Source organism: Bradyrhizobium sp. UBA2491 (assembly GCF_002341725.1).
Taxonomy (GTDB): Bacteria; Pseudomonadota; Alphaproteobacteria; order Rhizobiales; family Xanthobacteraceae; genus Bradyrhizobium.
Genome location: NZ_DDOP01000042.1, coordinates 148522 through 174292, shown reverse-complemented (window position 1 = coordinate 174292; position 25771 = coordinate 148522). Strand labels below are relative to the sequence as shown.

Here is a 25771-nt window from a genome sequence, read left to right as displayed (position 1 = left end):
CCTGATGGAGGCATTTTCCGCTGCTACAAAACGTAAGGCGGTCGCCACATCTGAGTTCATGAAGATGAAGAGCGATGAGACGAACGTTCCCAACGTCAATGAAGCGGCTGAAGCCACGCGTTGTTGTCAATTCATCGCCACATACCTTCCTGTATTTTTGAAGGCCTGCCCGCACTTCCGCCGGCAGGTTTTGCACGTAGAAAGGACTGGGTTGATTGTCATGGACAGGAGAACTTGCGAGCGAGAGGGCCGGCGAGACAAAGAAAAGTGACGTCATAGCGGCTAAGATTGCCACGTCACGGAGCCGATTCGATCTTTTCATGCTGAAACCTCCACTTCCAACGGCTGTTTCTCTCGTTCGACGACGGCTGCGGAGCGGCGCTCCATCCATCGGTAGATCGCCGGCAACAGCAGCAGCGTCAGAACGGTGGACGACAGGACGCCGCCGATGACGACAGTGGCGAGCGGTCGTTGCACCTCCGCTCCCGCGCCCTGTGAAATCGCCATCGGTACGAAGCCGATTCCCGCGACCATGGCGGTCGACAATACCGGACGGAGCCGATCCGTGGCGGCTTGCCGGACTGCCTCGATAACAGGCAGCTTCCGCCGCAACGCATTGATATGATCGATCAGAACGAGACCATTCAGCATCGCGATGCCGGAGACCGCGATAAAGCCGATCGCGGCGGTGATCGAGAATGGCATGTCACGTAGCCAGAGTGCCAGCACGCCACCGGTGATCGCAAACGGAATACCGGTATAGACGACGGCGGCATGACGGACGCTCCCCAACGCCGAATAAACGAGCAAGAAGATCATCAGCAGCGCCGCCGGCACGACGATCATCAGACGGGCTCGGGCCGCTTCTAGCTGACGGAACTGGCCTCCGAACTCGATGCGATAGGATTCAGGCAGCGCAAGCTTGCCGTCGAGGCGTGCACGCGCTGCGGTCACATAACCTTCGATGTCGCTGGTGTTGAGATTGACCATCAAGGCGGCGCGGCGCTTACCATTGTCGTGCAGGATCGGTTCGACCGTTCTCATCTCGCGCAGACTTGCAACGCGGTCCAGCGGCACAAGGCCGGACGCGCCGACGCGCAATGGAAGGGAGAGGATCGATTTTGTGTCCGCGCGTAAGGACTCGGGCATACGAACGACGATCGCGTGTCGATGCTCTCCGTCCGCGATGAAGCCGACCTCGTCCCCACCGATCGCTGACGCAATGGCACGGTTGACCTCGGCGGTTCCCAGCCCCAACCGCACCATCGCGTCGTGATTGATCTCGACCACCACACTGTGGGTGCGGCTGGCCGCTTCGAATGCGGCATTGGCGGTGCCGGGCACGCCTTGCAATTCCTCTCGCGCCTGCGCGGCGAGCCGCTCAAGCACGTCGTAGTCGTCTCCGAATATCTTGACCGACAGATCCGCCCGCGTGCCCTCCAACATTTCGTTGAAGCGCATCTCGATAGGCTGCGCGAAAAGGAATGACTGCTCCGGCGCCAGCGCAGTGGCAGCCTTTTCGATCGCCGCAACCAGCTCGCTCTTGTTGCGCGGCATGTCCGGACCTTGCGGCCATTGGTCGAGCGGCTTGTAGAAGATGTAGAGGTCGTTCTCATTCGGCGGCATCGGGTCGGTCGCAACCGCGCTGGTGCCGATGCGGGAGAAGGTTCGGGTCACTTGCGGAAAGCGACGCAAAATTTCACGCTCGGTTTGCTGCTCGATCTCAAGGCTACGGTCGAGCGACATCCCCACGGGCTTGTAGACCATCGCCGTGATGGAGCCCTCATCGAGGCGTGGCGTAAACTGCGAGCCAAGGGTCAGGAATATCCTCAATGCCACGGCCAACAGGACTGCCGATGGAACGAGAAGGGCAGCGGGATGACGGAGGGCGAAGTCCAGGACGGGACGGTAGCCCCGGATCACGAGGCCGGCGAAGCCACCGTTATGCGTGATGTGGTTGTCGGCGGTTATCTCCGGGAGAGAATCTTCCTTTTCACTGACGCTCGGCTGACGCACCTTCTCGCCTCGTAGCAGCCGGGCGCACAGCGCCGGCACTAGCGTAAAGGTAACGATCAGCGCCGCTGCCAGCGCCAGCATCACGGCTTGCGCCATCGGCTGAAACAGCTTCCCCTCGACGCCGCCCAGGCTGAGTACCGGCACATAAACCAGCGCGATGATGGCCATGCCGAAGAACACGGGCCGCGCCACGCCCCCCGCAGCGTTGATGACGATGCGACGGCGTTCATCGGCCGTCAGCTCGCGCCCCTTGAGGCGCTGTGCCTCGCCCATCAGACGCAATGTGTTTTCCACGACGACGATCGCGCCATCTACGACCAGGCCGAAGTCGAGCGCGCCGAGGCTCATCAGATTGCCCGATATACCGAGCGCATGCATGCCCGAGATCATCATGAGAAAGGCCAGCGGGATGACCGACGCGACGATAAATGCCGCGCGCCAGTTGCCGACCACGATCAGCAATACGACGGCGACCAGCAACGCTCCCTCGCCAAGGTTGCGCTCGACCGTCGCGATGGTGCGATCCACCAATTCTGAACGATCGTACTGAACCTGAAGGATCATGCCTTTGGGCAGCGCGGCGCGCAGGTTCGGCAATTGCGCATCGACGCGCCGGGCAACGTCCCGGCTGTTCTGCCCGACCAGCATCATCACTGTGCCGAGCACGGTTTCCTTGCCGTTGGTGGTCGCGGCGCCATCGCGTGGAGCATGGCCGATGGTCACGGTCGCCAGATCCGCTACAGTCAGCGGCCGCACGCCACCTGCGAATTTCACGGGTAATGCGCGGATCATCTCCGCCGTCGTGACACGCGCTTCGGTTCGGACGGTGAAGCGTTGGCCGTTCTTGGTGATGGTCCCGCCGCCGGCATTGGCGACGTTGGCGCCAACAGCCTGGGCAAGCTCGCTCGGCGTGATGCCCGCTGTCGTGAGCTTCTTCAGATCAGGCTCGATGACAAACTGACGTTCGAGGCCGCCGTTGGAATTGACGTCGGCGACCCCCTCGATCGCGCGCAGCATCGGGCGCACGATATATTCCTGAGCCTCGAACAACTCCATCAGTTGTTGCCGCTCGTCCAAATCGGACGGCGGTTGCGCCCATTCGAGTGTGTAGTACCAGATTTCGCCAAGCCCGGTGGTGATCGGAGCGAGGCGCGGCGATGATCCGGCTGGCAGCATGTCGCGCACTGCGGAAAGCCGCTCGTTGACGAATTGGCGTGCGCGAAGCTGGTCCGTGCCGTCCTGATAGATGAGCGTGACCTGTGACAGTCCGGTCTTGGTGAGCGATCGCATTTCCCGCAGGCCCGGCTGACCACCCATGCTGCGCTCGATGGGCAGCGTCACAAGACGCTCGATTTCCTCTGGCGCCAGGGCAGGAACAGTCGTGTTGATCTGCACCTGCACGCCTGTGATGTCGGGAATGACATCGATTTGCAGATTCACGAAAGACCAGATTCCAAGACCAGCGATCAGCAAAGCGATGATCATCACCGTGGCTGGTCGACCGGTTGTCCATTCCAGAATCCGCCGCGTCATCGGGACACGCCGTCGAAGCTGCGGCCGCCATTGAGCGCCCGAAGTTGAAGCATCGCTTCCATAGCCTCACGTCGCGTGTCGAGCAGAGCCGACAGCGCGTCCAGATACTGGCGCTGCATCTCGACGTAAGTTGCGATCGGGATCGCTCCCTGGCGATAACTATCGGCGGCGGCGGTAGCTGCGGCCGCAAATTTCTCGGTGGCCCCGGCTGGCCAGCCCGCAAGGGCTCGACGCTTCGCCTCGTAGTAGGCTGCCTGTTCGTAAACCTGCCTCGCGATCCGTCGGTTGGCGGCGAGCAGGGCCGCATCGCCCTGGGATTGACGGCTCAACTCCTGTGCGAGGCCAGCAGCCTGGCTATTCCAAAGCGGCAACGTCGTCGTCAGCCGTATGCCGAAATTGGTCTCGCGGCTGTCTGACTTCGCGCGATTGAAGTAGGGACCGACTGAGACGTTCGGCACACGCGCTGCTTGTGCGAGGTCAACGCGCAACCCTTGCTGCTGCAATTGCGCGCGCAGCGACTGAATCTCGAAATTGTTGATGCCAGCTTGTTGCGCCATGCGCTCGACCGACGGAAGGCCGGGCAGCGTGATATCGGGCGGAGCAATGCGGAGCCGCGCTTTGAGCGGCGCGCCGCGAAGTTGATTCAGTTCGTAGACGATCGTGCTGGTCTCGGAATCAGCCATCGCGGCATTTCGCTCCGCCGTGATGGCACCCGCATCCAGAATGGCCGTGTCCAGCGTGGTGGCGATGCCCGCCGGATCCCGCTGCTCCACAACGCGTGCAAGCTCGCGCATCCGCGCGGCAACGTCGCGTGCCGCGGCGGCTTTCCGCTCGGCCGCGAACAAGGCATATCCCAAAGAGCGTGCCCGGCTTGCGAGCGTTGCGTCGAATTGCGCAAGACCGAGCCGCGCCAGCGCGATCTGATGCTCGGCGATGGCGCGACGGAGCGCCCCGCGTCCGGCAAAGTCGAGCGGCTGCATAATCGACAAGCCATATGTCGGCCCGGCGCCTTTCGGTGCACCTGTCAGGCCGTCGGCCATCCGGCGTTCGCCTAACTCGAATGCAGCTTCAGGGTCCGGCAGGCGATCAGCCGCGTCGCGCTCAACACCTGCAAGCCCGATCTGCTGGAAATAAAAGCGTCGTTCGGGGTTACTTGCCACGACGGAATTGGCAAGTGCATCAATCGACAGCACGGCGGCCTGCTGAGCGAAGGCTGGGGTCACCAAGATAATTGTTGATATGCGAACGATTATCAGGAGCAATTTTAACATTGGCACGAGTCTCAACACTGACTTCTAGACGCCTGATTGCCACGCTAGTCTGAACACAAGCTGTCAGCGTAAATGCAGGTTGATCCAGTATCGGACTGCAGCAATCAGGAGACATGACCATTCGCATTCTTCTTGTCGAAGACGATCAGGACATTGGCGCCCGCCTGAAGGAAGGGTTGGCCAGCTTTGGCTTTGTCGTTGAGCATGTGGAAGATGGTGAGCACGCCCTTTCCTTCGCGCTGCAAGAAGAATTCGACGCGATCGTTCTCGATCTCGGTTTACCCGGCCTGTCAGGCATCGAGGTCTTACGGAGGTTGCGACGTACCGGGGCCGCCACACCGGTCCTGATCCTGACGGCGCGCAGCAGCTGGACTGAGAAGGTGGAAGGTCTCAATGCAGGGGCTGATGACTATGTGGCGAAGCCGTTTCACGTCGACGAAGTCGCAGCTCGCCTGCGCGCGCTGATGCGGCGCGTCGCGGGCCAAGCCACCTCCGAATTGCGCCACGGAGATATCGTGCTTGACCCCGTTGCCGGCACCGCCAATGTTGCGGGCCAGCCGATCGAATTGACGGCACAGGAATTTCGCCTGCTCCACCTCTTCCTGCATCGCGTCGGCCGCGTCGTGACGCAAGCCGAGTTGCTCGACCATCTCTACGGCCTGAATGAGGAACGCAGCTCGAATACGATCGAGGTCTATGTCGGTCGGCTGCGACGCAAAATCGGCCGCGATACCATCAGGACCCTGCGCGGTCTGGGCTACAGGTTCGGCTGATGGTCAGAAGTCTGCGCGCCCGGCTGCTGGTTGGCGTTATTCTCACGACCGTGACAGGTATCGCTGTCGCTGGCGTTTCGATTTCCGCGCTGTTCCGGGCGCACGTCACGGAGCTTGTCAATGCCGAGCTGATCGGTCATCTCGACGAGCTCGAAGGTCTGTTGGCCCGCACGGCCGACGGACATGTCGCTCTGGCACAAAGGCTCAGTGATCCGCGCTTCGCGCAGCCCGGGACTGGCTATTACTGGCAGGTGAGCGATCGCAACGGCATCGTCCTACAATCAGCCTCCCTCGAACCGCAACGGCGTTTTCCGCCACCCGCGCGGGGGGCGGATCGGCAGCTTACTCGCTCAGTCGAAGCTGGCCCGGCTGGTGAGCCGATGATCGCATATGAGCGACCGTGGCAGACCGCTGAAAACGGTTACGTGCTTCAAATTGGCGCCGACCAGCGGATCGTCGATGATGTACTGAGACATTTTAATCAGGCGCTGGCCCTGTCACTCGGCACACTGGCAATAGCCCTAATTGGGGCCGGCACGTTGCAGGCCTGGTTTGGTCTGCGTCCCATGCGCCGTCTGCGCGACGCGCTGGGCGACATTCGCGCGGGCAAAGCAGAAACCCTGCCTGGTGACTTCCCGTCCGAAGTTCGGCCGCTGGTCGATGATCTCAACGCTCTGATCGACGCCAATACCCAGATGGTTCGCCGCGCCCGCACGCAGGCGGGCAATCTCGCGCATGGCCTGAAGACACCATTGGCCGTGCTGACGGACGAAGCGCGCCGGCTGCTCGCGAGAGGTGATACCGAGGGCGCCGCGGTCCTGACTCAGCAAACAGGGCGGATGCAGCGCCAGATTGATTTCCAGCTTGCCCGAGCCCGTGCCGCAGCCAACGCCGGCCTGCCTGGCGTCATCACGCAGGTCGAACCTGCCTTCGCATCAATAGCCGCGGCGATGCGGCGGCTCTATGCTCATCGTGAGCTGACGATCGTCCATACAGCCGAGACGGAATTGCTTGCCGCCGTCGATCCCAACGACCTTGACGAGATGGTCGCCAACCTGGTCGATAATGCCTGCAAGTGGGCTCGTGGTGTTGTCTCGATCAAGGCTACGCGCGATACCCCGACGGGGCAGCTCCTTATTACGATCGTTGATGACGGGCCAGGCATCCCGGCTGATGCACTAAACCGCGCGTTCGCCCCAGGCGAGCGGCTCGACGAGGCCAAACCGGGAAGCGGGCTCGGACTCGCAATCGTCCGCGATCTCGCCACACTGCACGGCGGCTCTGTCGAACTATCCAATGGCAGAAATGGAGGCCTTCACGCGGAGTTGCGGCTCCCATCAGCCTGACAAGTTCAACGGCGTCTAGGTTGGGCGAGTTTCATCGTGGCCGCGTCGTCCGCGCACCATTCGACCTGAGCGATTCGGCGCGCTCGAAATCAGCATCCGCGCCGCTCTGATCTCCAGCGTTCGCTTTCATCGTTCCGCGTTCGAACAAGAAGGTCGGATTCTTCGGATCAGCCTTGATGACCAGATCATAATCCGCGATGGCACGATCAAAGAGTCCTTTACGCCCGAGTGCCTTCCCGCGATTATAATAGGCACCGAGGTAGTCAGTCCTCAGTTGTACGGCGCGATCGAAATCAGAAATCGCGCGATCAAGCTCTCCCTTGCTCATTAAAGCAACGCCTCGGTTGTTGAGCGCGACATAGTAGTCGGGGGACAAACGAAGTGCTCGATCGTAATCCTCCATGGCACGGTCGATATCTCCACTCGACCGCAGCGCGACACCGCGATTGTTATAAGCCGCCGCCAACTGGGTGATCATCCGCTCGCCTGCCTGGATAACCGCTGTGCATCCCCGGATCGAGCGATCGGGTACGATTTCGGCCGCATGCACGCACGAGTCCCAATCCTCGTCGCTCAAAGCTGATGTGGGCGACGAGTTAATTGCAAAGTACGCAATAAATATCGTTGTGCTCAATAACGTAAGAGCACAACGCTTCCAGCGGGTGGTTCGCGCTAGGATCGATGCAGTTCGTGTTCTCGTATACAGCGGCGTAATGCAAATGAGCAAAGAGTAGCCTCAAGTACGTGCATTATATTATTCCCAGTTTGTTCTCTAACAATCCTGTCTGAATTTTCCCTGACAATCGACGTTTGAGACATCCGATCTGGTCGCTTCCCGAACGAGAGTACACCCGTCGAGTGCTATAGAGATTACCAAGCGAGCGCCGTGCGTGCCATCCGACAGGGACAGATCCAAGACTCCCGGACTAAGCCTCAGTCTGGTAGCATGAAGACATCAGCGGTGTTTGATGTACTAGCAGCGGCAATCGACGGGACGGGATGGATCCGGACTCGGTCACGGGAGGGCAACGAGGAGCCGCTATCCGGAAGAAATCGTCCTGCAAGAATTGAACATCGCGCTCTGCGGCGCTGCCAACTTGAATGACCTCTGAAATATCTGGAGGTCAATACGGCGAATTGCTCTGCAACGGCGCTCCGCAAATATGCAAGATATCAACCTAATATTAAGTTGGCGCGCCCGACACGATTCGAACGTGTGGCCTCCACCTTCGGAGGGTGGCGCTCTATCCAGCTGAGCTACGGGCGCATCGATATTCAGATAGTGTCCGAGATCGACCACGGTCAATCGCGAATTCTAGAATCGACATGGCTCAAACGACGCGGGCTAAAGCCTCGCCGATCATCGCCATTCGTACTCCACAACCTCCTTTCGGTTTGCTTCCGTGGTGCTTCCGCGACCTCGAATGCGATTTTCGTGCTTCCTTCGAGTTTCGCCAATCGCTTGGTTTCACTCGTTTTTTACGACACCCTCGACCATCAGAAAGAGCTTGCATTTGCCTTCGGAGGGCAACGCTCTATCCAGCTGAGCTACGGGTGCGTGCAGGGGTTCATTTAGCTGATTGGCCCGGTGTCGGCAACGGCCTTGGCGGGCCAGGGCCAGGCTGTAAACTGCCTGCGTTAATATGACAGGCCGACCCAAAAAGGCCGTGTTTCGAGGGAGTTTGCCCATGCGTCCGTTGGAGTTTGGCTGGTATCTGCCCACGCATGGCGACACCACGGCCTATGGGCTGATGGAGGCGCAGGTCGCCGGCTCGCCGGAACTCTGCGAGCGTGTGGTCGCGGCTGCGGAAGCGGCCGGTTTCGAATATCTGCTGATTCCGGTCGGCTCGGTGTGCTGGGAGGCCTGGATCACGGGCGCCTTCATGGCGGCGCGCTCGGCGCGGATCAAGCCGCTGATCGCAGCGCGGCCCGGCTACATCAACCCGGTGCTGATGGCCAAGATGATCTCGACCTTCGACCAGATGTCGGGCGGACGGATCTGCATCAACCTGATCGCCGGCCAGAACGAGAGCGAGGTCGAGGCCGAAGGCGTGCGCTACGCCAAGGAGGAGCGCTACGCGCTGATGGAGGAGGAGGTCTCGATCCTGAAGGCGCTGTGGACGACGCGCGGGCCGGTGAATTTCCAGGGCAAGTTTCACACCATCTCCGGCGCCCATATCAGGCCGCGCCCGTTGCAGCAGCCGTTTCCGAAATTCTATCTCGGCGGCGGCTCGCGGCAGGCCTGGGAGGTCTCGGCCAGGCATTCCGACATCCATCTGTTCTGGGGCGATCTGCCGGAGCGCATCGCCGACAACATCGCCGAGATCCGGCGGATGGCGCGGGCGCATGACCGCGAGGATGCGATCGGCTTCGGCATGCGGCTCCAGGTGATCTGCCGGGAAAACGAGGCCGATGCCTGGGAGGCCGCCGATCAATTGGTGCGTCACGCCACCGAGCGGCAGAGGCAGGAGATGAAGACGCTCTACGTCAGGTCGGAGGCCAACCAGCGCGTGCAGCAACTCGCGCGCGACTATGGCGACCTGCTGATGCCGCATCTGTGGACCGGGATCACCAAGGTGCGGCCCGGCGCCGGCATCGCCGTGGTAGGCAATCCCGAACAATGCGCCGCGACCTTGCAGCAGTTCATCGATGCCGGTTGCCACTCATTCTGCCTGTCCGGCTATCTGCACGACGAGGAAGCCGAGCGGTTCGGCCGCCTGGTCCGCCCGATCCTCGCTGCGAACAATCGCGGGCGGCTTGCCGCCTGAGCTCGGTCCGCCCGCGAGGGCGAACCTTTCCGAGATTTCATGCCTCAACCGCCGCGTAACGCGCCATGATCCAGGTCGCTCGCATCGCGTCACACGAGACTGGTAGCAACGGAGTTGAACCATGCATCATCGAGCCTGGCTTGCGGCCCTGGCGCTGTTCGTTGTGACGGCCGTTCACGCACCGATCGCGTCGGCGACGCAAGCGCAGATCGAGCGCGACAAGAAGCCGGTCAAGGCGATCGCGAGCGGGCGGATCGCGGTCGGCAATGCGAGCTTTCCGGTCTATCTCTCGGCGGACTGGTCCAATCCGCTGCCCGACGTCACCCGCGCGGTGCTGGTGTTGCATGGCGTGCTGCGCAATGCCGATGATTATTTCAGCGCGGCGCTGAGCGCGCAGGCCGCGGCCGGCGATGTCGGCAAGAGCGCGCTGATGATCGCGCCGCAATTCCTGATCGAGCCGGATGTCGAGGCGTTCAAGCTGCCGGAAGACACGCTACGCTGGAGTCTCTATGGCTGGCAGGGCGGCGAGCCCGCGCTCGCGCCCAATCCGGCGAGCTCGTTCGAGGCGCTGGATGCCATCCTGGCCAAGCTCGCCGACCGCAAGCTGTTTCCCAATTTGAAGCAGGTGGTCGTATTCGGCCATTCCGGCGGCGGCCAGGTGGTGCAGCGCTATGCGATCGCGGTGAAGGGCGATCAGGTGCTGCTGCGCGAGGGCATCGGCGTGCGCTATGTGGTCGCCAATCCGTCCTCCTATGCGTATTTCAGCAAGGACCGGCCGGATCCCGCGATCGCGGCGACATGCGAAGGCTATAACAGCTGGAAGTTCGGCATGGACGACCGTCCGCCCTATCTCGCCGCGCCGACGCCGGCCGCGCTCGAGCAGGCCTATGTCGGGCGCCGCGTGATCTATCTGCTCGGCACGCTCGACACCAACCCCAACCATCCCGCGCTCGACAAATCCTGCATGGCGGAGGCCGAAGGGCCGTATCGTTACGCGCGCGGTCACGCCTATGTCGCCGCGATGCAGGCCCGCGACCACGGCACGCCGAACCACAGCCTGTGGGACGTGCCCGGCGTCGGCCACGAGGGCGGCAAGATGCTCAACTCGCCGTGCGGCCTGACCGCCGTGTTCGACATTCCCGGCTGCGAGGCCGCGCGCTAGCGCATGATCCGGAAAAGTGCGAAGCGGGTTTCCGAAAGGACCATGCGTAAACAAGAAGCTGGAGCGCGATGAGGATTCAACCTGATCTCATCGCGCGCTAGGTGGATTTCGCGACCGAAGGCTGCGCCGGCCGATAGGCCGAGGCGTCGGTCGTAAACTCGGCGTGGCCATAGTCCTTCAGCAGGTTCTGGATTCGCCTGACCAGCCGCCGGTCGGCAATCCCGCGTAGGCCGGGAATGCGGGAGGCCAGCCGGTAGAGCGCAACCCGGCTGAACAGAAAGGCTCCGACCAGCGCCGTCAGAGCGCGATCCCCGGCTGTGATCGGCACGCCGATCGATGCGGCCCTCGCTCTGTCGCCGTTCAGGAAGCTATTGACGAAGAACAGCTTGGCGAAGCTGCGTTCGAAGGTCTCGAACAGGCGGCTGCGGAGCGACTCGTCCGGCCGCAAGGTCGCGGCCATCGTTGCCCGTACCAGCTCGCCGCAGGTCTTGTCGTCGTAGCCCGCGCGCAAGGTCGCGGATCGCAGCACCATGAGATCGACGATGCCCTGCGGCGTATCGGAGAGCAGGTCCTCCGGCAGGCCGAGTAGGAAGCAGCGGTAGCGCGCGAGCTCGACGCGGGCCCGCTCCTCCGCCGTGAACTGCGTGCGCCCTTCGGACAGCACCTTCTGCGCCAGCAGGAAGATCGGGATCAGTCCGGCGGGCATCTGGTCGACCTGCGGAATCGGGATGCCATAGACCGCGATGTCCCAATTGTCGGCGCGGCGCATCACATTGGCGCGCACCATCGCGTGCATCAACCGCACCATCGCGGCCGCCTTGAAGCCCGGGCCGAAACGGCCGAGCGCGCCCGGAAGCACCGACGTGGCGAAGAACGTCGCGGTTTCCTTGACGCGCCGCGCCGACGAGTTGCTCGACAGCGCGTTGGTGATCGCCATCGGCAGCGCCGCGTATTTGTTCATGAAGGTCGCGAGAAACGCGCCGCGGATCAGGAACGGGCTGAGATTGGCGGCTCCATTGCGGTCGATCTGGGCGCCTTGCTCGACCAGCTTCATGTCGAGCCAGGCCGGCGTCCGCTCCATGTCGCGGATCAGGGCGACGAGCTCGCGCGGCGCATCCGCGACCGTCTCGACTCCGGCGTCGCAGGCTTGCACCAGCATGCCGACCAGCCGGCGGAAGCCGTGTTCGCGCATCAGCGCCGCATAGGCGTCGGCCGCGGGATCGCCCATCATGCTGTAGTTGCGGATGAATGCCACGCGGTCGGCATCCGCCAGCAGCGCCGCGCGGGCGGCGGCGAATTTGCCGGGCAGGACGCTGGTGGCGCCGACGTCGCCGGCAAACCGCTCAGGGACGATCGAGAAATCGACCCTGCCGTAGATCTCGGGGATTTTCTCCCTTTGTGCCGCAACCCTGCTGCGCAGCCTGTCCAGCGTTTCGGTCTGCATCCGTCCGCCTCCCTCGAATTCATTGCTTGCTCATAATTTATATCAAGCGATAGCAAATGCAAATAAATAATGTCGTGTGATATGATTTGGCGATGAGCACGAAAAACAGTCCCCTTCCGCCGCCGACGCGGTCGGCGACCACCGGTTACAAGAAGGGTGACGAGACCCGGACCCGCATCCTCAACGCCGCGCTCGCAGCGTTCGGCAACAGCGGCTTCGCCCGCGTGACGACCCGGCAGATCGCCGAGGAGGCGGGCATCAACCTGCCCGCGCTCACCTATTATTTCGGCAACAAGGAAGGCCTGTACCTCGCCTGCGCGCATGAGATCGTGGCGCGCTATCGCGAGGCCATGGAAACGATAAGCCAGACCGCCGCGGCCTCGTTGCAGGCGCCACCCGATCCGAGCGGCGCCCGCGCGCAGCTCAAACTGCTGCTCGCGGCGCTGGCGCGGTTTCTGCTGACATCGGCGAGCGCCCAGAACCGGCTGTTCGTTCAACGCGAGCTGGCCGACCCTGGCCGGGCATTCGAGGTTCTCTACGCCGGGCTGTGGCGGCCCGGGATAGAGCTCGTCGCCCTGCTGATCATCGCTGCCTCACGCGCGCAATTGACGATCGCGCAGGCGCGTGTCCGCGCCGTGCTGATGATCGCGGGCCTGACCGGCTTTCAGTCCGGCGCGCCGATCATCTCGCGGACGATGGGGCAGGCGGCCTCGCTGACGATGGTGATCGAAGCGCTCGAAGCGCAGGTCGACGCGCTGGCGAACTGATCACAGCCGAGCAGCCGACGCGATTGGCCGGTTACGCCGGCACGATCACCTTGCCGATCGGCCACAGCGCGATGCCGGCAAGCTTGAGATGTGCCCATGCGAACGGAATGCCGATGATCGTCACCGCGAGCAGGATCGCGGTGATCAGATGGCCGATGGCGAGCCACCAGCCGGCCAGGATGAACCAGATCAGATTGCCGATCAGCCCGAGCGGCCCGGTTCCGATATCGGACATGCCCGTGACCTCGTCGCGGCGGACTGCGCGCGAGCCGAACGGCAGCAGCGTGTAGACCGCGATGTTGAAGGCGGCGCGCGCCCAGGGCAGCCCGATGATGGTGATCGCCATGATCACGGCGGCGATCAGCCAGCCAAACGCCATCCACGCGCCACCGATCAGGATCCAGAGGATATTCAGGAGGATAGAGACTGGCTGCATGGCTGAACCCTTCGCGCCGCGTAATACCAGCCCCAATATAGGCTGGCAGCCGGCACTCCGGTAGGGTGCGGCACCGATCGCGCGACGGCGGCATCGGAACGGGAGAGCGACAATGAGAAAAACATTTGGGATGACAGGACCAGGAGCGGCGATTTCGGTGGTGCTGGCATTGTCGGTGCCGGCTGCACGCGGCGAGGATGCCGTGCGCTTCGCGCCGCTCAAGGCCGAGGAGTTGTCGCCGCCGCAAAAGGCCTGGGCCGACATGATCAGCGCGCCGCCACGCAACGCCAAATTCACCGCGCCGCCCTACCGCGCCTATATCCGTAATCCCGACCTGGCGCCGAAGCTGTCGAGCTTGTCGGAGTATCTGCGCTGGAACACCTCGCTGCCGGCGCGGCTCAGCGAGATGGCGATCCTGATCACGGCGCGGCACTGGACCGCGCAATATGAATGGTCGGCGCATTATCCGTTGGCGATGAAGGGTGGGCTCGATCCGAAGGTTGCCGACGCCATCGCCAAGGGTACGCGGCCCGAGGGCATGAAGGACGACGAGGCCGCGCTCTACGATCTCGGCGTCGCGCTCTATCGCGACCGCAAGGTCAGCGACGCCGTCTACAAGGCCGCGCTGGAGAAGTTCGGCGAGCGCGGCATCATGGATATCATCGGCATCATGGGCTACTACGACCTGGTCTCGATGACGCTGATCACGATGCAGGCCGGCTCGGCCAATGACAGCGTGCCGCGATTGCCGGTGCTGGAGAAGTAGCGCTACTTTATCCCCCGCCCCGCTAGCGGGGGCGAGGTCAAGCAGGAGCCAGCAGTTCGAACGATTGCGCGATCGGCGCTTGCCTATCGCCTGAAGCCGCTGGCGCGGGAATAGCTCTGGCGGCCCTCCTGGGCCGGGCGCGCCGCCATGCTGGCGCGGGCCTCGCTGGCGACAGGGGTCGCGGGCTTCAGATCCTCGAGGAAGATCGGCTTGGCGAAGTAATAGCCCTGGGCGTAGCGGATCTTGGTCGCCGCCTGCAGGTAGGCGAGTTCCTCGTAGGATTCGATGCCCTCGGCGATCACGGTCATGCCGAGCGCCTCGCTCAGCGATTCGATCGCGCGCAGGATGCCCTGGCTGCGCGGCCGCTTATGGATGTCGGTGATGAAGGAGCGGTCGATCTTGATCTCGTCGGCGGTGATGTCGGCCAGCGCCGACAGCGACGAGTAGCCGATGCCGAAATCGTCGATCGAGATGCCGACGCCGATGCCACGCAGGATCGGCAGGATCTCGTCCTGGAAATGCGTTCGGGTCACGAACGCGTCTTCGGTCACCTCGATCATGAATCGCTTCGGGAAGCCGGTCTCCTCGATCGCGCGTGCGAAGCGGCGCATGAACTCGAGATTGCCGGCCTGCTTGGCCGCGACATTGATGCTGATCGTCGCCGCCGGCCCAAACGTGTCGTTGATCAGGTCGATCGACTTGACGATTTCTGCCAGCACCAGGAACGTCAGTTCGTCGATCAGGCCGAGCTCCACGGCGAGGTTGATGAAGGTGCCGGGCGCCTGGATCACGCCCTCGTCGTCGCGCAGCCGCACCAAAGCCTCGATGCCTTTGACCTCCTGGGTGCGGATATCGACCTTGGCCTGGAATGCGCAGCAGAAGCGCTTTTCCAGGATCGCCAGCCGCAGCGACTGCTCGATCTTCATCCGCGCCAGCGCCTCGCGCTCCATGCTGTTGTCGAAGAACGCGGTAGAGCCTTTGCCGTTGTTCTTGACCCGGTACATCGCGATGTCGGCATTCTGGCGCAGCGCCTCGTAGCCCCTGCCGTGCATGGGGTAGAGGCTGACGCCGATCGAGGTCGAGGCGAAGATCTCGGATTCCTCGATGAAGAACGGCGCCTTCAGCCGCTCCTGCATGAGGTGGATGAATTCGGCGACCTCGTCATTGCCGCTGATCGGATTCAGCAGCAGCAGGAATTCGTCGCCGGAGATGCGCGACAGCACGTCGGTGTCGCGCAGCGCGTGGCCGAGCCGCTTCGACAGTTCGATCAGCAGCGCGTCGCCGATCGCGTGGCCGTAATAGTCGTTGATGTGCTTGAAATTGTCGACATCGAGGAACGCCAGCGCAAAATGGCTCTGCGAGGCGTCGCGGATCAGGCTGTTGACGCGATGCTCGATCACGCGGCGGGTCGGCAGGCCGGTGAGCTCGTCGTAATAGGCGGAGCGGAACAGCTGGTCCTCGAATGCCTTCTGCTCGCTGATGTCGGTCGAGGCCGAGATCAGGAGATTGCGGCCGGCGATCTGGACCGGCCGGTGCGAGGTGAGGAACACGTGCCTCGCCGCGCCGCAGGACAGCACTTCCTCGAGCACCACCGGACGGCCGCTGCGCAGCAGGTCCAGGCTCGCGGCATGGCGATCGTCGGCGGCAGACGGCTGGCTCGCGGTCGCCGCGAGCTGCAACTGGGTCGCGGCCGCTTCATTCACCAGGATGAACTGGCCTTGCTCGTCCTGCACGGTAACGCCCGCCGGCAGCAGCTGGAGCAGGTCGCGCAGGATGCGCAATTCGTTTCCGGAAATGTCATCGTGACTTGGCGCTGTCGCGCCCGTCTGAAAATCGTTCTTGGTGAGATTATGCATGCGTCGACCTTGGCAAAGTCCGTTGTAGTTTTGGTTAAGCGGACCTGCGAAATGCCGTGACAGAATGAGACCCGGGCTGCTTTCGCAAGCCGCCGCGGCAATCGTCATTAACAGAGTATCAATGGCGGGCCCGGTCGCCGGCGAAAGCGATTGCGGAGCGCGCGGTTGCATCGGCATGCGCAAACAATATGCGTGTACCGAAAACCCGACTTATCAACAGCTCGGAAGCTTGCACTGCATCGTGCAGTGAACACCGGTCCTCAGGTAGCTGATCTCGGTCTTGCCGTCGAACGGCCGCAGCGCCGACTTCAGCAGCTTGGTGCCGAAGCCGGCTTCGCCAACAGCTTCGACCACCGGTCCTTCGGTCTCGTCCCAGATCACGTTGAGACGCCCGTCGTCGACCGTCCACGACACCTGCAGCAGCCCGCGTGGCGAGGAGAAGGCGCCGTATTTTCCGGCGTTGGTCGCGAGTTCATGGAAGATCAGCGCCAGCGAAACCGCGAGCTTGGCGGGCAGGAACAGCTGCTCGCCATTGAGATTGAACCGCACGTGGCCGTAAGGCCCAAGCTCCGAGCGCAGCAAATCCTTGATATCGCAGCCATAGCCGTCGACCCGCGCGATCAGGTCATCGGTCGCGGAGAGCGCGCGGATGCGATGGTCGATGCGCTGCCAGACCTCGGGCCGGTCCTGGAGCGCCTGATGCAGCACGGCGTGAATGGTCGAGGACTTGTTCTTCAACCGGTGCTGCAATTCGTCGACCACGATCTTGCGGTACTGCTCCTCCTCGATCAGCCGCCTGGAGACTTCGCGCTGCTGCGCGACCAGGGAACGATAATGTTCTACCCCCCAGATCGCGATGCCGCACACCACCCAGAAGATCATCAGCAAGGCAAAGCGCGCCGGATCGACGGTCGCGCTGCTGAAATTGATGATGACGCCGAGCAGTCCGCTCGCCAGCGCGGTCGCGATCCCGACCCTGTAGCCGCCGAACGCGGTCGCGAAGAACACCGCCGGGAAATAGGGCGTGAAGAACACGTCGGGCCGGATCTGGGCGAGCCCGAAGCGCGCGGCCGTGGCCAAAACGAGACAGAGCACCGCGAACGCCGCTGCAAGCGACAGCGAAGGCTGGGAATCGCCCCGCCAACCTTCCCTGAAATCGTCGATCCACTTCGCCATCGGTCGTTCCAGTTCACGTGAACAGGCGACCCAAAATAAGGCCGCTGCGACCGAAAAAGCGCAGTTGTGGCCTTCTGGCCACAGGCGGACCTTGCTAGCCGTTAACCGCGTCCATGCCTTGCGTTGCCGGAAACAGCCAGTGAATATCCGCGATATCAAAGGGCAGCTTGGGGACTGGCATGGGACGGCTGGACGGCAAGGTCGCGGTGATCACAGGGGCGACCAGCGGCATCGGGCTGCGCACGGCGGAGGTCTTTGTCGCGGAAGGCGCGCGCATCGTGATTGCCGGGCGTCGCGCGCCGGAGGGCGAGGCACTGGCGCAACAGCTCGGCGGCAATTGCGTGTTTCGGCAGACCGACGTCACGGTCGAGGAGCAGATGCAGGCGCTGATCGCGCTCGCGGTGGAGAAATTCGGCCGGATCGACTGCCTGTTCAACAATGCCGGCGGGCCGGCGCAGACCGGCGGCATCGAGGGTCTCGACGTCGAGCGGTTCGACGCCGCGATGGCGACCCTGGTACGCAGCGTCATGCTCGGCATGAAGCATGCCGCGCCGTACATGCGCAAACAGGGCTCCGGCAGCATCATCAACAATGGCAGCATCGCCGGACGGCTCGCCGGCTTCTCCTCGTCGATGGTCTATGGCGCGGCGAAGGCCGCCGTGATTCACTTCACCAAATGCGTGGCGATGGAGCTCGGCGAATCCGGCATCCGGGTCAACTCGATCTCGCCCGGCGCGATCGCCACCGGCATTTTCGGCAAGGCACTGGGGTTGTCGACGGAAGCTGCCGAGAAGACCCCGGCCGTGATGCGCGAGGTCTACAAGGCGGCGCAGCCGATCCCGCGTGCCGGCCTGCCCGACGACATCGCACATGCCGCGGTATTCCTGGCGAGCGACGAATCGAGCTTCATCAACGGCCATGACCTCGTCGTCGACGGGGCCATCACCGGCGGCCGCAACTGGAGCCAGCAGCAGGCCGGCTACGTCGCGCTGCGCAAGGCGTTCGATCAGGGGGCGGAGTAATGGGCCCGGTCATCACGGGGCGATGCAGAGCAGCGAAACCGGAATCCTGAGATTCCCCGCTGCGCAATTGCGCATCTGCGGTTCGCACTTCGCGTGCCCCGGAATGACGATAGAGGGAGTTTGGCTTTGTTGGCTTGAGATTGTGGACGTCTCCCATGAACGCGAAACTTGAGCGGCAACTGCGCTTTCTCGCTGCCATCATCGTCGCCGGCGTTCTGGCGAGCGTGGCGGTCAATATCGCGCAAGGCCGTGCCGCCTGGCCGCAGCTCGTCGCGGCAATTTCCTACACCATCGTCAGTTGCGTCGTGATCGGCGGCCTCGAACTGTTCGTGCTGCAAGGCCCGCTGTCTGAGCCGCTCCGCCGGCTGTCCTTTGTCGCTCTTCTCGCCGTACGCAGCGCAATCTACGCCGTCCTCATCATCGTCATCCAGCTGCTTCAGGTCGGTGAACGCGTTGCCGGGTTTGAGTTGCAAACCTCGCCCGAGGATTTTTGGCGCAGCATCGCCTATTCGGGGGTGATTTCCGTGATCCTCAACCTCGGCTTCAGCATCGCCAACCTGATCGGCCCGCGCGTCTTCATGAATTTCGTCTCTGGCCGCTATCACTCGCCGGTCGAGGAGAACCGCTTTGTGCTGTTCGTCGACATCGCGGGCTCGACCGGGCTCGCCGAGCGGCTCGGCGGCATCGGGATCCATCGTTTTCTCGATCGTACCTTCCGTCTGCTGACGGAGTCAGTGGTCGACTATCGCGGCGAGGTGCTCAACTATATCGGCGACGAAATTATTGTCACCTGGCCGGAAGGGCTTGGCGCGGTCGATTGCCGGCCGCTGCGCTGCTTTGTGGCGATGCGCGCCGCGCTGCAAAAGGCGGCGCCGCAGTTCGAGCGCGAGTTCGGCGCGGTGCCGCAGATCCGTGGCAGCCTGCATTTCGGCCCCGTGATCGTCGGCGAGATCGGTGACGTCAAGCCGGCCATCGTGTTCAATGGCGACGTCATGAACACCGCCGCGCGGCTGGAGGAGCTGAGCCGCAAGGTCGATGGCGGCTTTCTCGCGTCGCGCGCGGCGATGTCGCGTTTCGCCGCGCCGCCGCCATTTCCGGTGAATGATCTCGGCACGCTTCCGATCCGCGGCCGCGTCGATGGCATCGATGTGGTGGGAATCGGCGCGGCGGCGTAGAGCTGCGACAGCCAGCGCAACAATTTAGCGTCGTCCCGGCGAAGGCCGGGACCCATTACCCCAGATCTCAATTGTTGCGCGACGCCGGGGCTACAGCTTTCCTCACCAACTCAACTCTGTGGTTATGGGTCCTGGCTTTCGCCAGGACGACAGCTGTGGACATGGCGCGAGCTGGCCTTCCTGCAAGGCGCCTGTGCTCTCACGCCTTCTGCTTCGCCGCTTCCTTGGCGAGGTCGGGCGCGTTCACGGCCGGGATCGCGACGCGGCCTGTGCCAGTTTGCTGAAGCGCGGCGGCGGCCTTGTCGTTCTGCATGATCTTGGCCATCACGGCTTGTCCCGCGCGCTCGAACACGGCGCGGTTGTCGATCAGGAACTGGCGCGACTTGCGCAGGCCGTCGATATAGCCGTTGATCTCGGGCACGACATAGCGCGCCACCAGGTCCCAGCTGCGACGGGTGTTTTCGATGTTGGCCCAGTCATGCGCGAAGCCGATGATCGAACCGACGCCGCCGGAGACGTCGATCAGGTTCTTGATCATCTTCACGAGATCATCCGGCGTGCCGATAGTCGACGCCGCACCTTCGATGAAGGCGGTCTTGTCGACGGCCTCATCGGGCGAGCCGAACGCGGTCAGGCCCGGTCGCATCAGGGTGCCGACGTTATATTCGTTGTGCCAGCGCATCAGGCCGGCGCCGGCCTCGCGCCGCGCCTGCTCGCGGGTCTCGGCGATATGCCAGGACAGCAGCACGCGCCAGTTGGCGCGGCTCACCGTGGTGCCGGCCTTCGTCGCGGCATCCTCGGCGAATTGCCATTGCTGCGGCAACGCCATCAGGCCCTGGGTCGACATCGAGCCCAGCGAGATGATGCCGATGCCGTATTTGCCGGCCAGCGTCATGCCCGACGGCGAGATCTGCGAGGCCACCACGAACGGCATGTCCTCCTGTAGCGGCAGGATCTGCAACGCGGCATCGTGCATCTCGAACCAGTCGGTCTTGGCGGTGACGCGCTCGCCATTGAACAGGCGGCGGATTACCGCGATCGCCTCGTCCTGGCGGTCGCGCTGGGTCATCGGGTCGATGCCGAGCGTATGCGCGTCGGAGGCGAGTGCACCCGGACCGGAGCCGAAGATGGCGCGGCCGCCGGTCATGTGGTCGAGCTGCACCATGCGCTGCGCGACGTTGAAGGGATGATGATAGGGCAGCGAGATCACGCCGGTGCCGAGCTTGATGCGCTTGGTGCGCTCGCCGGCGGCAGCCAGGAACATTTCCGGCGAAGCGATGGTCTCCCAGCCCGAGGAATGGTGCTCGCCGCACCAGAATTCGTCGTAGCCGAGGTTGTCGAGCTGCTCGACGAAATCGAGGTCGCGGCGGAATTGCAGCATCGGATGCTCGCCGATCGGGTGATGCGGGGCGAGGAAGGCTCCGAACTTGAGGCGCGCCATAGGTCGTTCTCTCCGGACTATTGTTATCGGGGGCTTTGCGCCAACCTACGGGGTGGGCGAAAGCAAGGCAATGCTCCGAGGCCGCGGCACCCGCATGGTTGTTGCGCAAATCAGCGGCGATTGCCGCCCTCCGGAATGTTTCCCAGCGCATCAACGCAAATTGCGCGGCGACCGCAGGCCGGTGGGGGTGGCCATGGATGACGTGCCCGTGAACCAGCGCTTACGTCCGAGGTAATCGAAGAGATGACGGGAATCTGCTGATGTCGGCTGCAACGTCATGTGGGCAGGACAGGGCATGCACCAGATCGTTGCGACGCGCGCGGAGACATCCCGCCGCTGGTGGGTGCTGGCGATCGTCGTCGCCGCCCAGTTCATGTTCGGCGTCGATGCCTTCATCGTCAACGTCGCGATCCCGACGATTGCGACGGAGCTGCACGCAACGCCGGCGCAGATCGAGGCCGTGGTCGCGATCTATCTGATCGCCTATGCCACGCTGGTGATCACCGGCGGCCGGCTCGGCGACATCTATGGCACCAGGAACGTGTTCGTCGCCGGCGTCGCGGGGTTCTCGGTGACCTCGCTGTGGTGCGGGCTCGCGCAATCCGGGCCGGAGCTGATCATTGCGCGGCTCGCGCAGGGCGCGACCGCGGCGCTGATGGTGCCCCAGGTGCTGGCGACGCTGCATCTGTTGTTCTCCGATGCCGCCCGGGCGCGGGCTTTCGGCATCTACGGCATCGTGCTGGGGCTTGCCGGCGCTGCCGGCTTCACGCTTGGTGGCGTGCTGGTGACGCTCGATCTCGCCGGCCTTGGCTGGCGCGCGGTGTTCTTCGTCAACGTGCCGATCGGCATCATCATCATCGCCGCCGCGCTGAAGATGATGCCGACAGTGCCGCGCCGCGCCGGCACGCGGATCGACGTTCCCGGCGCGATCGTGTTGTTCGTCGGGCTGCTGTGCCTGATCGGCCCGTTGCTGTTCGGTCACGATCTCGGCTGGGCGGCGTGGGTCTGGCTGGTGATGGCGATGGGCGTCGCCGTCATCGCGGCCTTCGTGCGGCTCGAACGCAGCGTCGCTCGCCGCGGCGGCATGCCGCTGATCGATCTGTCGCTGCTGTCGGATGCTGCCTTCATGCGTGGGCTGGTCGCAGTGTTCTTCTTTTTCTTCGCCAATCTGTCGTTCTATCTGGTCATGACCATGTTCATGCAGAAGGGTTTGAAGATTCCGCCGTTGGAAGCCGGGCTGGTGTTCGTGCCACTGGCGCTGACCTTCGTGATCGCCTCGCGGCACAGCGGCGCGCGCGCCAAACATCGCGGCACGCTGGTGATCATCGAGGGCTGTGCCGTGCAGATCGCGGGGCTTGCGGTGCTGGTCGCGACGGTTCACACGGTCGCCGCGCCATCGGCGCTGTTGCTCGCACTGGTGCTGATGATGTTCGGTTACGGTCAGGGCCTTGTGATGGCGCCGCTGTCGAGCGCAGTACTGTCGGGTGTGAAGCCCGCAAGCGCCGGTGCCGGTGCCGGCATGTACGGCACCACGACCCAGATCGGCAATGCGGCCGGCGTCGCCGCGATCGGTGCGGTCTTCTTTGCCGTGGAGAGCGCGACATCTGCGTATCTGGCGCTGTTTGCGGCATGCGCATTGTTTGTGCTGTCGATATCGATTTCGGCCGCATTTCTGTCATGGATGCGGCGCGCCACCTCATGAATCCACCGACCATGGCGCGCCTTTTCTGGAAAGTTCATGCCCAAACAAGGTGCTAAGGCAACTAATTCAAGCAATCTGCCTCGCACGGAGTTCCGATCACGCGTTAACGCCGATTCTCACAATTCCGCAGCGAAAGACAGCACACGGCCTTTTCATTTTGCAGTGCAGCAATTATCTGATCGGGTGACACGGAAGAATAAATCACCTCAGGAGTTGCTGTTGTCTCTGGTCAACAACGTCGAATTCTTGCGTCATCTGCCGAAGATGAGCGGGTTCGGCGGCCTCGGCGCGCTCGCGCCGGCCGTACCGACGCCGCTCGTCGAGACGACCGAATTCGGCGTCAACCCAGGCGCGCTGAAGATGTTCTGCTACGTGCCCGAGCAGCTGGCGCGATCGCCCGCGCTCGTCGTGGTGCTGCATGGCTGCGGCCAGACCGCAGCGTCGTACGATCTCGGCGCCGGCTGGTCGACCTTGGCGAAGCATTACGGCTTCGCGCTGCTGATGCCCGAGCAGCAGTCCGTCAACAACGCCAACACCTGCTTCAACTGGTTCGATCCGGAAGACATCGCGCGCGGCCAGGGCGAGGCCGCATCGATCAGGGAGATGGTCGGTCACATCGCCGGCACGCACAAGATCGATCCGCGCCGGATCTTCGTCACCGGACTTTCCGCCGGCGGCGCGATGGCGGCCGTCATGCTCGCGACCTATCCCGACGTGTTCGCGGCCGGCGCCGTCATCGCCGGCCTGCCGTTCGGCGTCGCCGGCAATCTGCGTGAGGCCCTCGGCGCGATGATGCAGGGAAGCGCATTGTCGGCGCCGCAACTCGGCGACCTCGTGCGCAACGCGTCGCCCCATAAGGGCGATTGGCCGCGGATCTCGGTGTGGCATGGCAGCGCCGACCGCACCGTGCATCCGGGCAATGGCGATGCCATCGTCCGGCAATGGCTCAATCTTCACGGCCTGCCGCTGAAGGCGATGTCAAAGTCTGATGTCGACGGCCATCCACGCGAGGTGTGGTGGAACGCCGACGGCCAGACGCTGGTCGAATCCTACTCGATCACCGACATGGCGCATGGCACGCCGCTCGGCCTCGCCGGCAATGATGAGCGTTATGGCGTCGAGGGTGCGTTCCTGATCGAGGCCGGAATCTCCTCGTCGTATCACATCGCCGAGTTTTTCGGTCTGACCGATCAGGTCCGTCAGCCGCAGATCGCGCCGACCGGCGTGCCGCGCGAGCGTGCGGACACGATCTCGATGACGATACCGGTGCCTGCCGATCAGCCCGAGCCGGCAGCCGGTCGCAGCAGCGGTCGGCCGACGAAGAAGCAAGCCAGGCAGCCGGGCAAGCAGCGCAGCAACGGCGTCAATGTCAGTGGTGTCATCACGCGGGCATTGACCGCCGCGGGGCTGATGAAGCAGCCGTAAGGCGATGCGCGAACGAGGCGCTACATCTCGCCGGTCAGGAACGGGTTGGTCATCCGCTCCTGCCCGATGCTCGATCCGGCGCCGTGGCCGCAGATGAAGCCGACGTCGTCGCCGAGCGGCAGCAGCTTCTCCTTGATCGACTGGATCAGGGTCGGGTGGCTGCCGCCAGGCAGGTCGGTGCGTCCGACCGAGCCGGCGAACAGTACGTCGCCGACATGGGCGAAGCGCAGCTCCTTGTTGAAGAACACCACGCTGCCCGGCGAGTGGCCGGGGCAGTGCAGGATGTCGAAGGTGAGGTCGCCGATCGAGACCTGATCGCCCTCGTCGAGCCAGCGGTCGGGGCCGAAATTGCGGACGCCTGTCATGCCGAAGCGTTCGCCGCTCGAGACCACGTTGTCGAGCAGGTACTTGTCGGCGATATGCGGCCCCTCGATCTTGACCTGCAACGCGTCGCGCAGATCGGCGGCGCCGCCGACATGGTCGATATGGCCGTGGGTCAGCCAGATTTTCTCGACCGTCACGCCGGCCTGCGCGATCGCCGCCTGGATCTTCGGCACATCCCCGCCGGGGTCGATCACCACGGCCTTCTTGGTCGGCTCGTGCCAGATGATGGTGCAGTTCTGCTCGAACAGCGTCACCGGCACGATCATCGCGCCGGCCTTCGGTTTGGTTTCGGTTGTCTCGTTCATGGAGCCACCATAGGCCACCGGAAAATGCCGTCAACATGCACCGGAAATGCCGCTGCACCGGGCGTGTGATCCCAAAACGGACCGTGATAAGGTCGCGTCGACAGAACAAATACATGGGCAGGCCGGTCCGCGGCCGTTCTCGATCATGAACCAGGTCCCCGTAGTCCCGAACTCGATGACGACCCAGGCTCCCAAACCGCCGCTCGGCGGACCCCGAACCACGGCCCGCGCCTTCTTCGTCGCGGACCGTATCAACACGTCCGGGCTCGAGCGCGGCGACGTGCTGGCGACGACGCCGTTGGCCTTTCGCGTCAATGACAATGGTGTGGCGATCCTGTTCCGCTACGGCGTCGTCGTCCTGATCGGCCTCAACGCGCTGGAGGAGGATGAATTCCTGCGCAGCCTGCAGTCGCGCATGACCGGCCTGTTCACGCGGCGCGAGGAGGAGATCGCGATCATCGAGGTGGCCGCCGACAAGGAAGACCAGATTCCGCCGGGTGGTCCGATCTACCTGCAAAGCCTGTCGCCGGAGCGGCTGATCCTGGTCGGCGAGGCGCTGGCGAAAAGCGTCGTGCTGGCACGGCATGAGCGCGAGGTGCGCGCCGTGTTCGATTCGACCGAGCCGTTCGCGCGCGAACTCGCCAAGGACGGCCGGGTGCTCGGCGGCCGCGTCGCGATCCTCAAGCACATCGGCAACGCGCTGTCGGTGCGGCATCGCGTGGCTGGGCCGGTCGAGGTGTCGGAGAAGCCCGACATCCTCTGGGACAAGCCGCAGCTCGAACGGCTCTATGCCCGGCTCGAGGACGAGTATGAATTGAAGGAGCGCGCGGAATCGCTCAACCGCAAGCTCGCTGTTGTGGCCGAGACCGCGCAGGTGCTGACCGACATCATCGACACCAGCCGCTCGCTGCGGCTGGAGCTGATCATCGTGTTCCTGATCCTGTTCGAGGTGCTGATCACGATCTATCAGCTCGCCATCGCCCGGCATTGAATACCGCCATTT

20 protein-coding genes and 1 tRNA gene are annotated in these 25771 nt (G+C 63.5%); 11 read left to right on the top strand and 10 right to left on the bottom strand.

Annotated features, from left to right (window positions below):
• Positions 1-318 precede the first annotated feature (318 nt).
• Both B2W55_RS14135 and B2W55_RS14130 read right to left on the bottom strand, forming a co-directional pair.
• Positions 319-3549 (bottom strand): efflux RND transporter permease subunit, encoded by a 3231-nt coding sequence (locus B2W55_RS14135; RefSeq protein ID WP_006022564.1) that lies wholly within the window; start codon positions 3547-3549, stop codon positions 319-321.
• Positions 3546-4820: a TolC family protein gene (locus B2W55_RS14130; protein ID WP_006022563.1), complete on the bottom strand. Its 1275-nt coding sequence runs from the start codon at positions 4818-4820 to the stop codon at positions 3546-3548. The genes B2W55_RS14135 and B2W55_RS14130 overlap by 4 nt, the downstream gene beginning before the upstream one ends.
• 119 nt (positions 4821-4939) lie before the next feature.
• On the opposite strand from B2W55_RS14130, the gene B2W55_RS14125 reads away from it, so the two are divergent.
• Together B2W55_RS14125 and B2W55_RS14120 are read left to right on the top strand one after the other, a co-directional pair.
• Complete coding sequence (locus B2W55_RS14125; RefSeq protein WP_024343199.1) at positions 4940-5593, top strand: response regulator transcription factor; 654 nt, start codon at positions 4940-4942, stop codon at positions 5591-5593.
• The gene (locus tag B2W55_RS14120; protein ID WP_006022561.1) at positions 5593-6939 is read left to right on the top strand and encodes a sensor histidine kinase; all 1347 of its coding nucleotides are present in this window, start codon (positions 5593-5595) and stop codon (positions 6937-6939) included. The genes B2W55_RS14125 and B2W55_RS14120 overlap by 1 nt, the downstream gene beginning before the upstream one ends.
• A 31-nt stretch (positions 6940-6970) precedes the next feature.
• Here B2W55_RS14120 and B2W55_RS14115 read toward each other — a convergent pair whose 3' ends face one another.
• Positions 6971-7489: a tetratricopeptide repeat protein gene (locus B2W55_RS14115; protein WP_223806705.1), complete on the bottom strand. Its 519-nt coding sequence runs from the start codon at positions 7487-7489 to the stop codon at positions 6971-6973.
• A 640-nt stretch (positions 7490-8129) separates the two neighbouring features.
• Positions 8130-8206 (bottom strand) — tRNA-Arg (locus tag B2W55_RS14110).
• Between the two features lie 421 nt (positions 8207-8627).
• Between B2W55_RS14110 and B2W55_RS14105 the strand changes: the two genes are divergently transcribed.
• Both B2W55_RS14105 and B2W55_RS14100 read left to right on the top strand, forming a co-directional pair.
• A complete protein-coding gene (locus B2W55_RS14105; RefSeq protein ID WP_024584640.1) occupies positions 8628-9707 on the top strand; it encodes an LLM class flavin-dependent oxidoreductase in 1080 nt (359 codons plus the stop codon).
• Positions 9708-9828: 121 nt separating this feature from the next.
• Positions 9829-10869 carry a hypothetical protein gene (locus B2W55_RS14100; RefSeq protein ID WP_024584641.1) on the top strand — a complete coding sequence of 347 codons (1041 nt, stop codon included), beginning with the start codon at positions 9829-9831 and terminating at the stop codon, positions 10867-10869.
• A 97-nt stretch (positions 10870-10966) separates the two neighbouring features.
• Here the strand turns inward: B2W55_RS14100 and B2W55_RS14095 are convergent, their stop codons facing one another.
• On the bottom strand, positions 10967-12313 hold the full coding sequence (locus B2W55_RS14095) for an oxygenase MpaB family protein (RefSeq protein ID WP_024584642.1): 1347 nt from the start codon (positions 12311-12313) through the stop codon (positions 10967-10969).
• Positions 12314-12405: 92 nt separating this feature from the next.
• Here B2W55_RS14095 and B2W55_RS14090 point away from each other — a divergent pair, with 92 nt between their 5' ends.
• Entirely contained in the window at positions 12406-13080 is a 675-nt protein-coding gene (locus B2W55_RS14090) for a TetR family transcriptional regulator (RefSeq protein WP_029880140.1), read from the top strand.
• A gap of 31 nt (positions 13081-13111) precedes the next feature.
• On the opposite strand, the gene B2W55_RS14085 is transcribed toward B2W55_RS14090, so the two are convergent.
• Complete coding sequence (locus tag B2W55_RS14085) at positions 13112-13516, bottom strand: YccF domain-containing protein (protein WP_024584643.1); 405 nt, start codon at positions 13514-13516, stop codon at positions 13112-13114.
• Between the two features lie 130 nt (positions 13517-13646).
• Between B2W55_RS14085 and B2W55_RS14080 the strand changes: the two genes are divergently transcribed.
• On the top strand, positions 13647-14282 hold the full coding sequence (locus tag B2W55_RS14080; RefSeq protein ID WP_024584644.1) for a carboxymuconolactone decarboxylase family protein: 636 nt from the start codon (positions 13647-13649) through the stop codon (positions 14280-14282).
• A gap of 83 nt (positions 14283-14365) precedes the next feature.
• Here B2W55_RS14080 and B2W55_RS14075 read toward each other — a convergent pair whose 3' ends face one another.
• Positions 14366-16138, bottom strand: coding sequence for a putative bifunctional diguanylate cyclase/phosphodiesterase (locus tag B2W55_RS14075; RefSeq protein WP_024584645.1), 1773 nt, complete (start codon positions 16136-16138; stop codon positions 14366-14368).
• Positions 16139-16351: 213 nt separating this feature from the next.
• Complete coding sequence (locus B2W55_RS14070; RefSeq protein WP_024584646.1) at positions 16352-17314, bottom strand: sensor histidine kinase; 963 nt, start codon at positions 17312-17314, stop codon at positions 16352-16354.
• A gap of 179 nt (positions 17315-17493) precedes the next feature.
• Between B2W55_RS14070 and B2W55_RS14065 the strand changes: the two genes are divergently transcribed.
• Entirely contained in the window at positions 17494-18336 is an 843-nt protein-coding gene (locus tag B2W55_RS14065) for an SDR family NAD(P)-dependent oxidoreductase (protein WP_024584647.1), read from the top strand.
• A gap of 155 nt (positions 18337-18491) precedes the next feature.
• Positions 18492-19511: an adenylate/guanylate cyclase domain-containing protein gene (locus B2W55_RS14060; protein WP_024584648.1), complete on the top strand. Its 1020-nt coding sequence runs from the start codon at positions 18492-18494 to the stop codon at positions 19509-19511.
• A gap of 199 nt (positions 19512-19710) precedes the next feature.
• On the opposite strand, the gene B2W55_RS14055 is transcribed toward B2W55_RS14060, so the two are convergent.
• Entirely contained in the window at positions 19711-20952 is a 1242-nt protein-coding gene (locus tag B2W55_RS14055; protein ID WP_024584649.1) for an LLM class flavin-dependent oxidoreductase, read from the bottom strand.
• A 295-nt stretch (positions 20953-21247) separates the two neighbouring features.
• Between B2W55_RS14055 and B2W55_RS14050 the strand changes: the two genes are divergently transcribed.
• Both B2W55_RS14050 and B2W55_RS14045 read left to right on the top strand, forming a co-directional pair.
• Positions 21248-22654 carry an MFS transporter gene (locus B2W55_RS14050; protein WP_024584650.1) on the top strand — a complete coding sequence of 469 codons (1407 nt, stop codon included), beginning with the start codon at positions 21248-21250 and terminating at the stop codon, positions 22652-22654.
• Positions 22655-22873: 219 nt separating this feature from the next.
• Positions 22874-24079, top strand: coding sequence for a PHB depolymerase family esterase (locus B2W55_RS14045; RefSeq protein WP_024584651.1), 1206 nt, complete (start codon positions 22874-22876; stop codon positions 24077-24079).
• 20 nt (positions 24080-24099) lie between these two features.
• Here the strand turns inward: B2W55_RS14045 and B2W55_RS14040 are convergent, their stop codons facing one another.
• Positions 24100-24768, bottom strand: a complete 669-nt coding sequence (locus B2W55_RS14040; protein WP_024584652.1) for an MBL fold metallo-hydrolase — start codon at positions 24766-24768, stop codon at positions 24100-24102.
• Positions 24769-24913: 145 nt separating this feature from the next.
• Here B2W55_RS14040 and B2W55_RS14035 point away from each other — a divergent pair, with 145 nt between their 5' ends.
• Positions 24914-25759, top strand: coding sequence for an RMD1 family protein (locus tag B2W55_RS14035; protein WP_244442332.1), 846 nt, complete (start codon positions 24914-24916; stop codon positions 25757-25759).
• Positions 25760-25771: the final 12 nt, after the last annotated feature.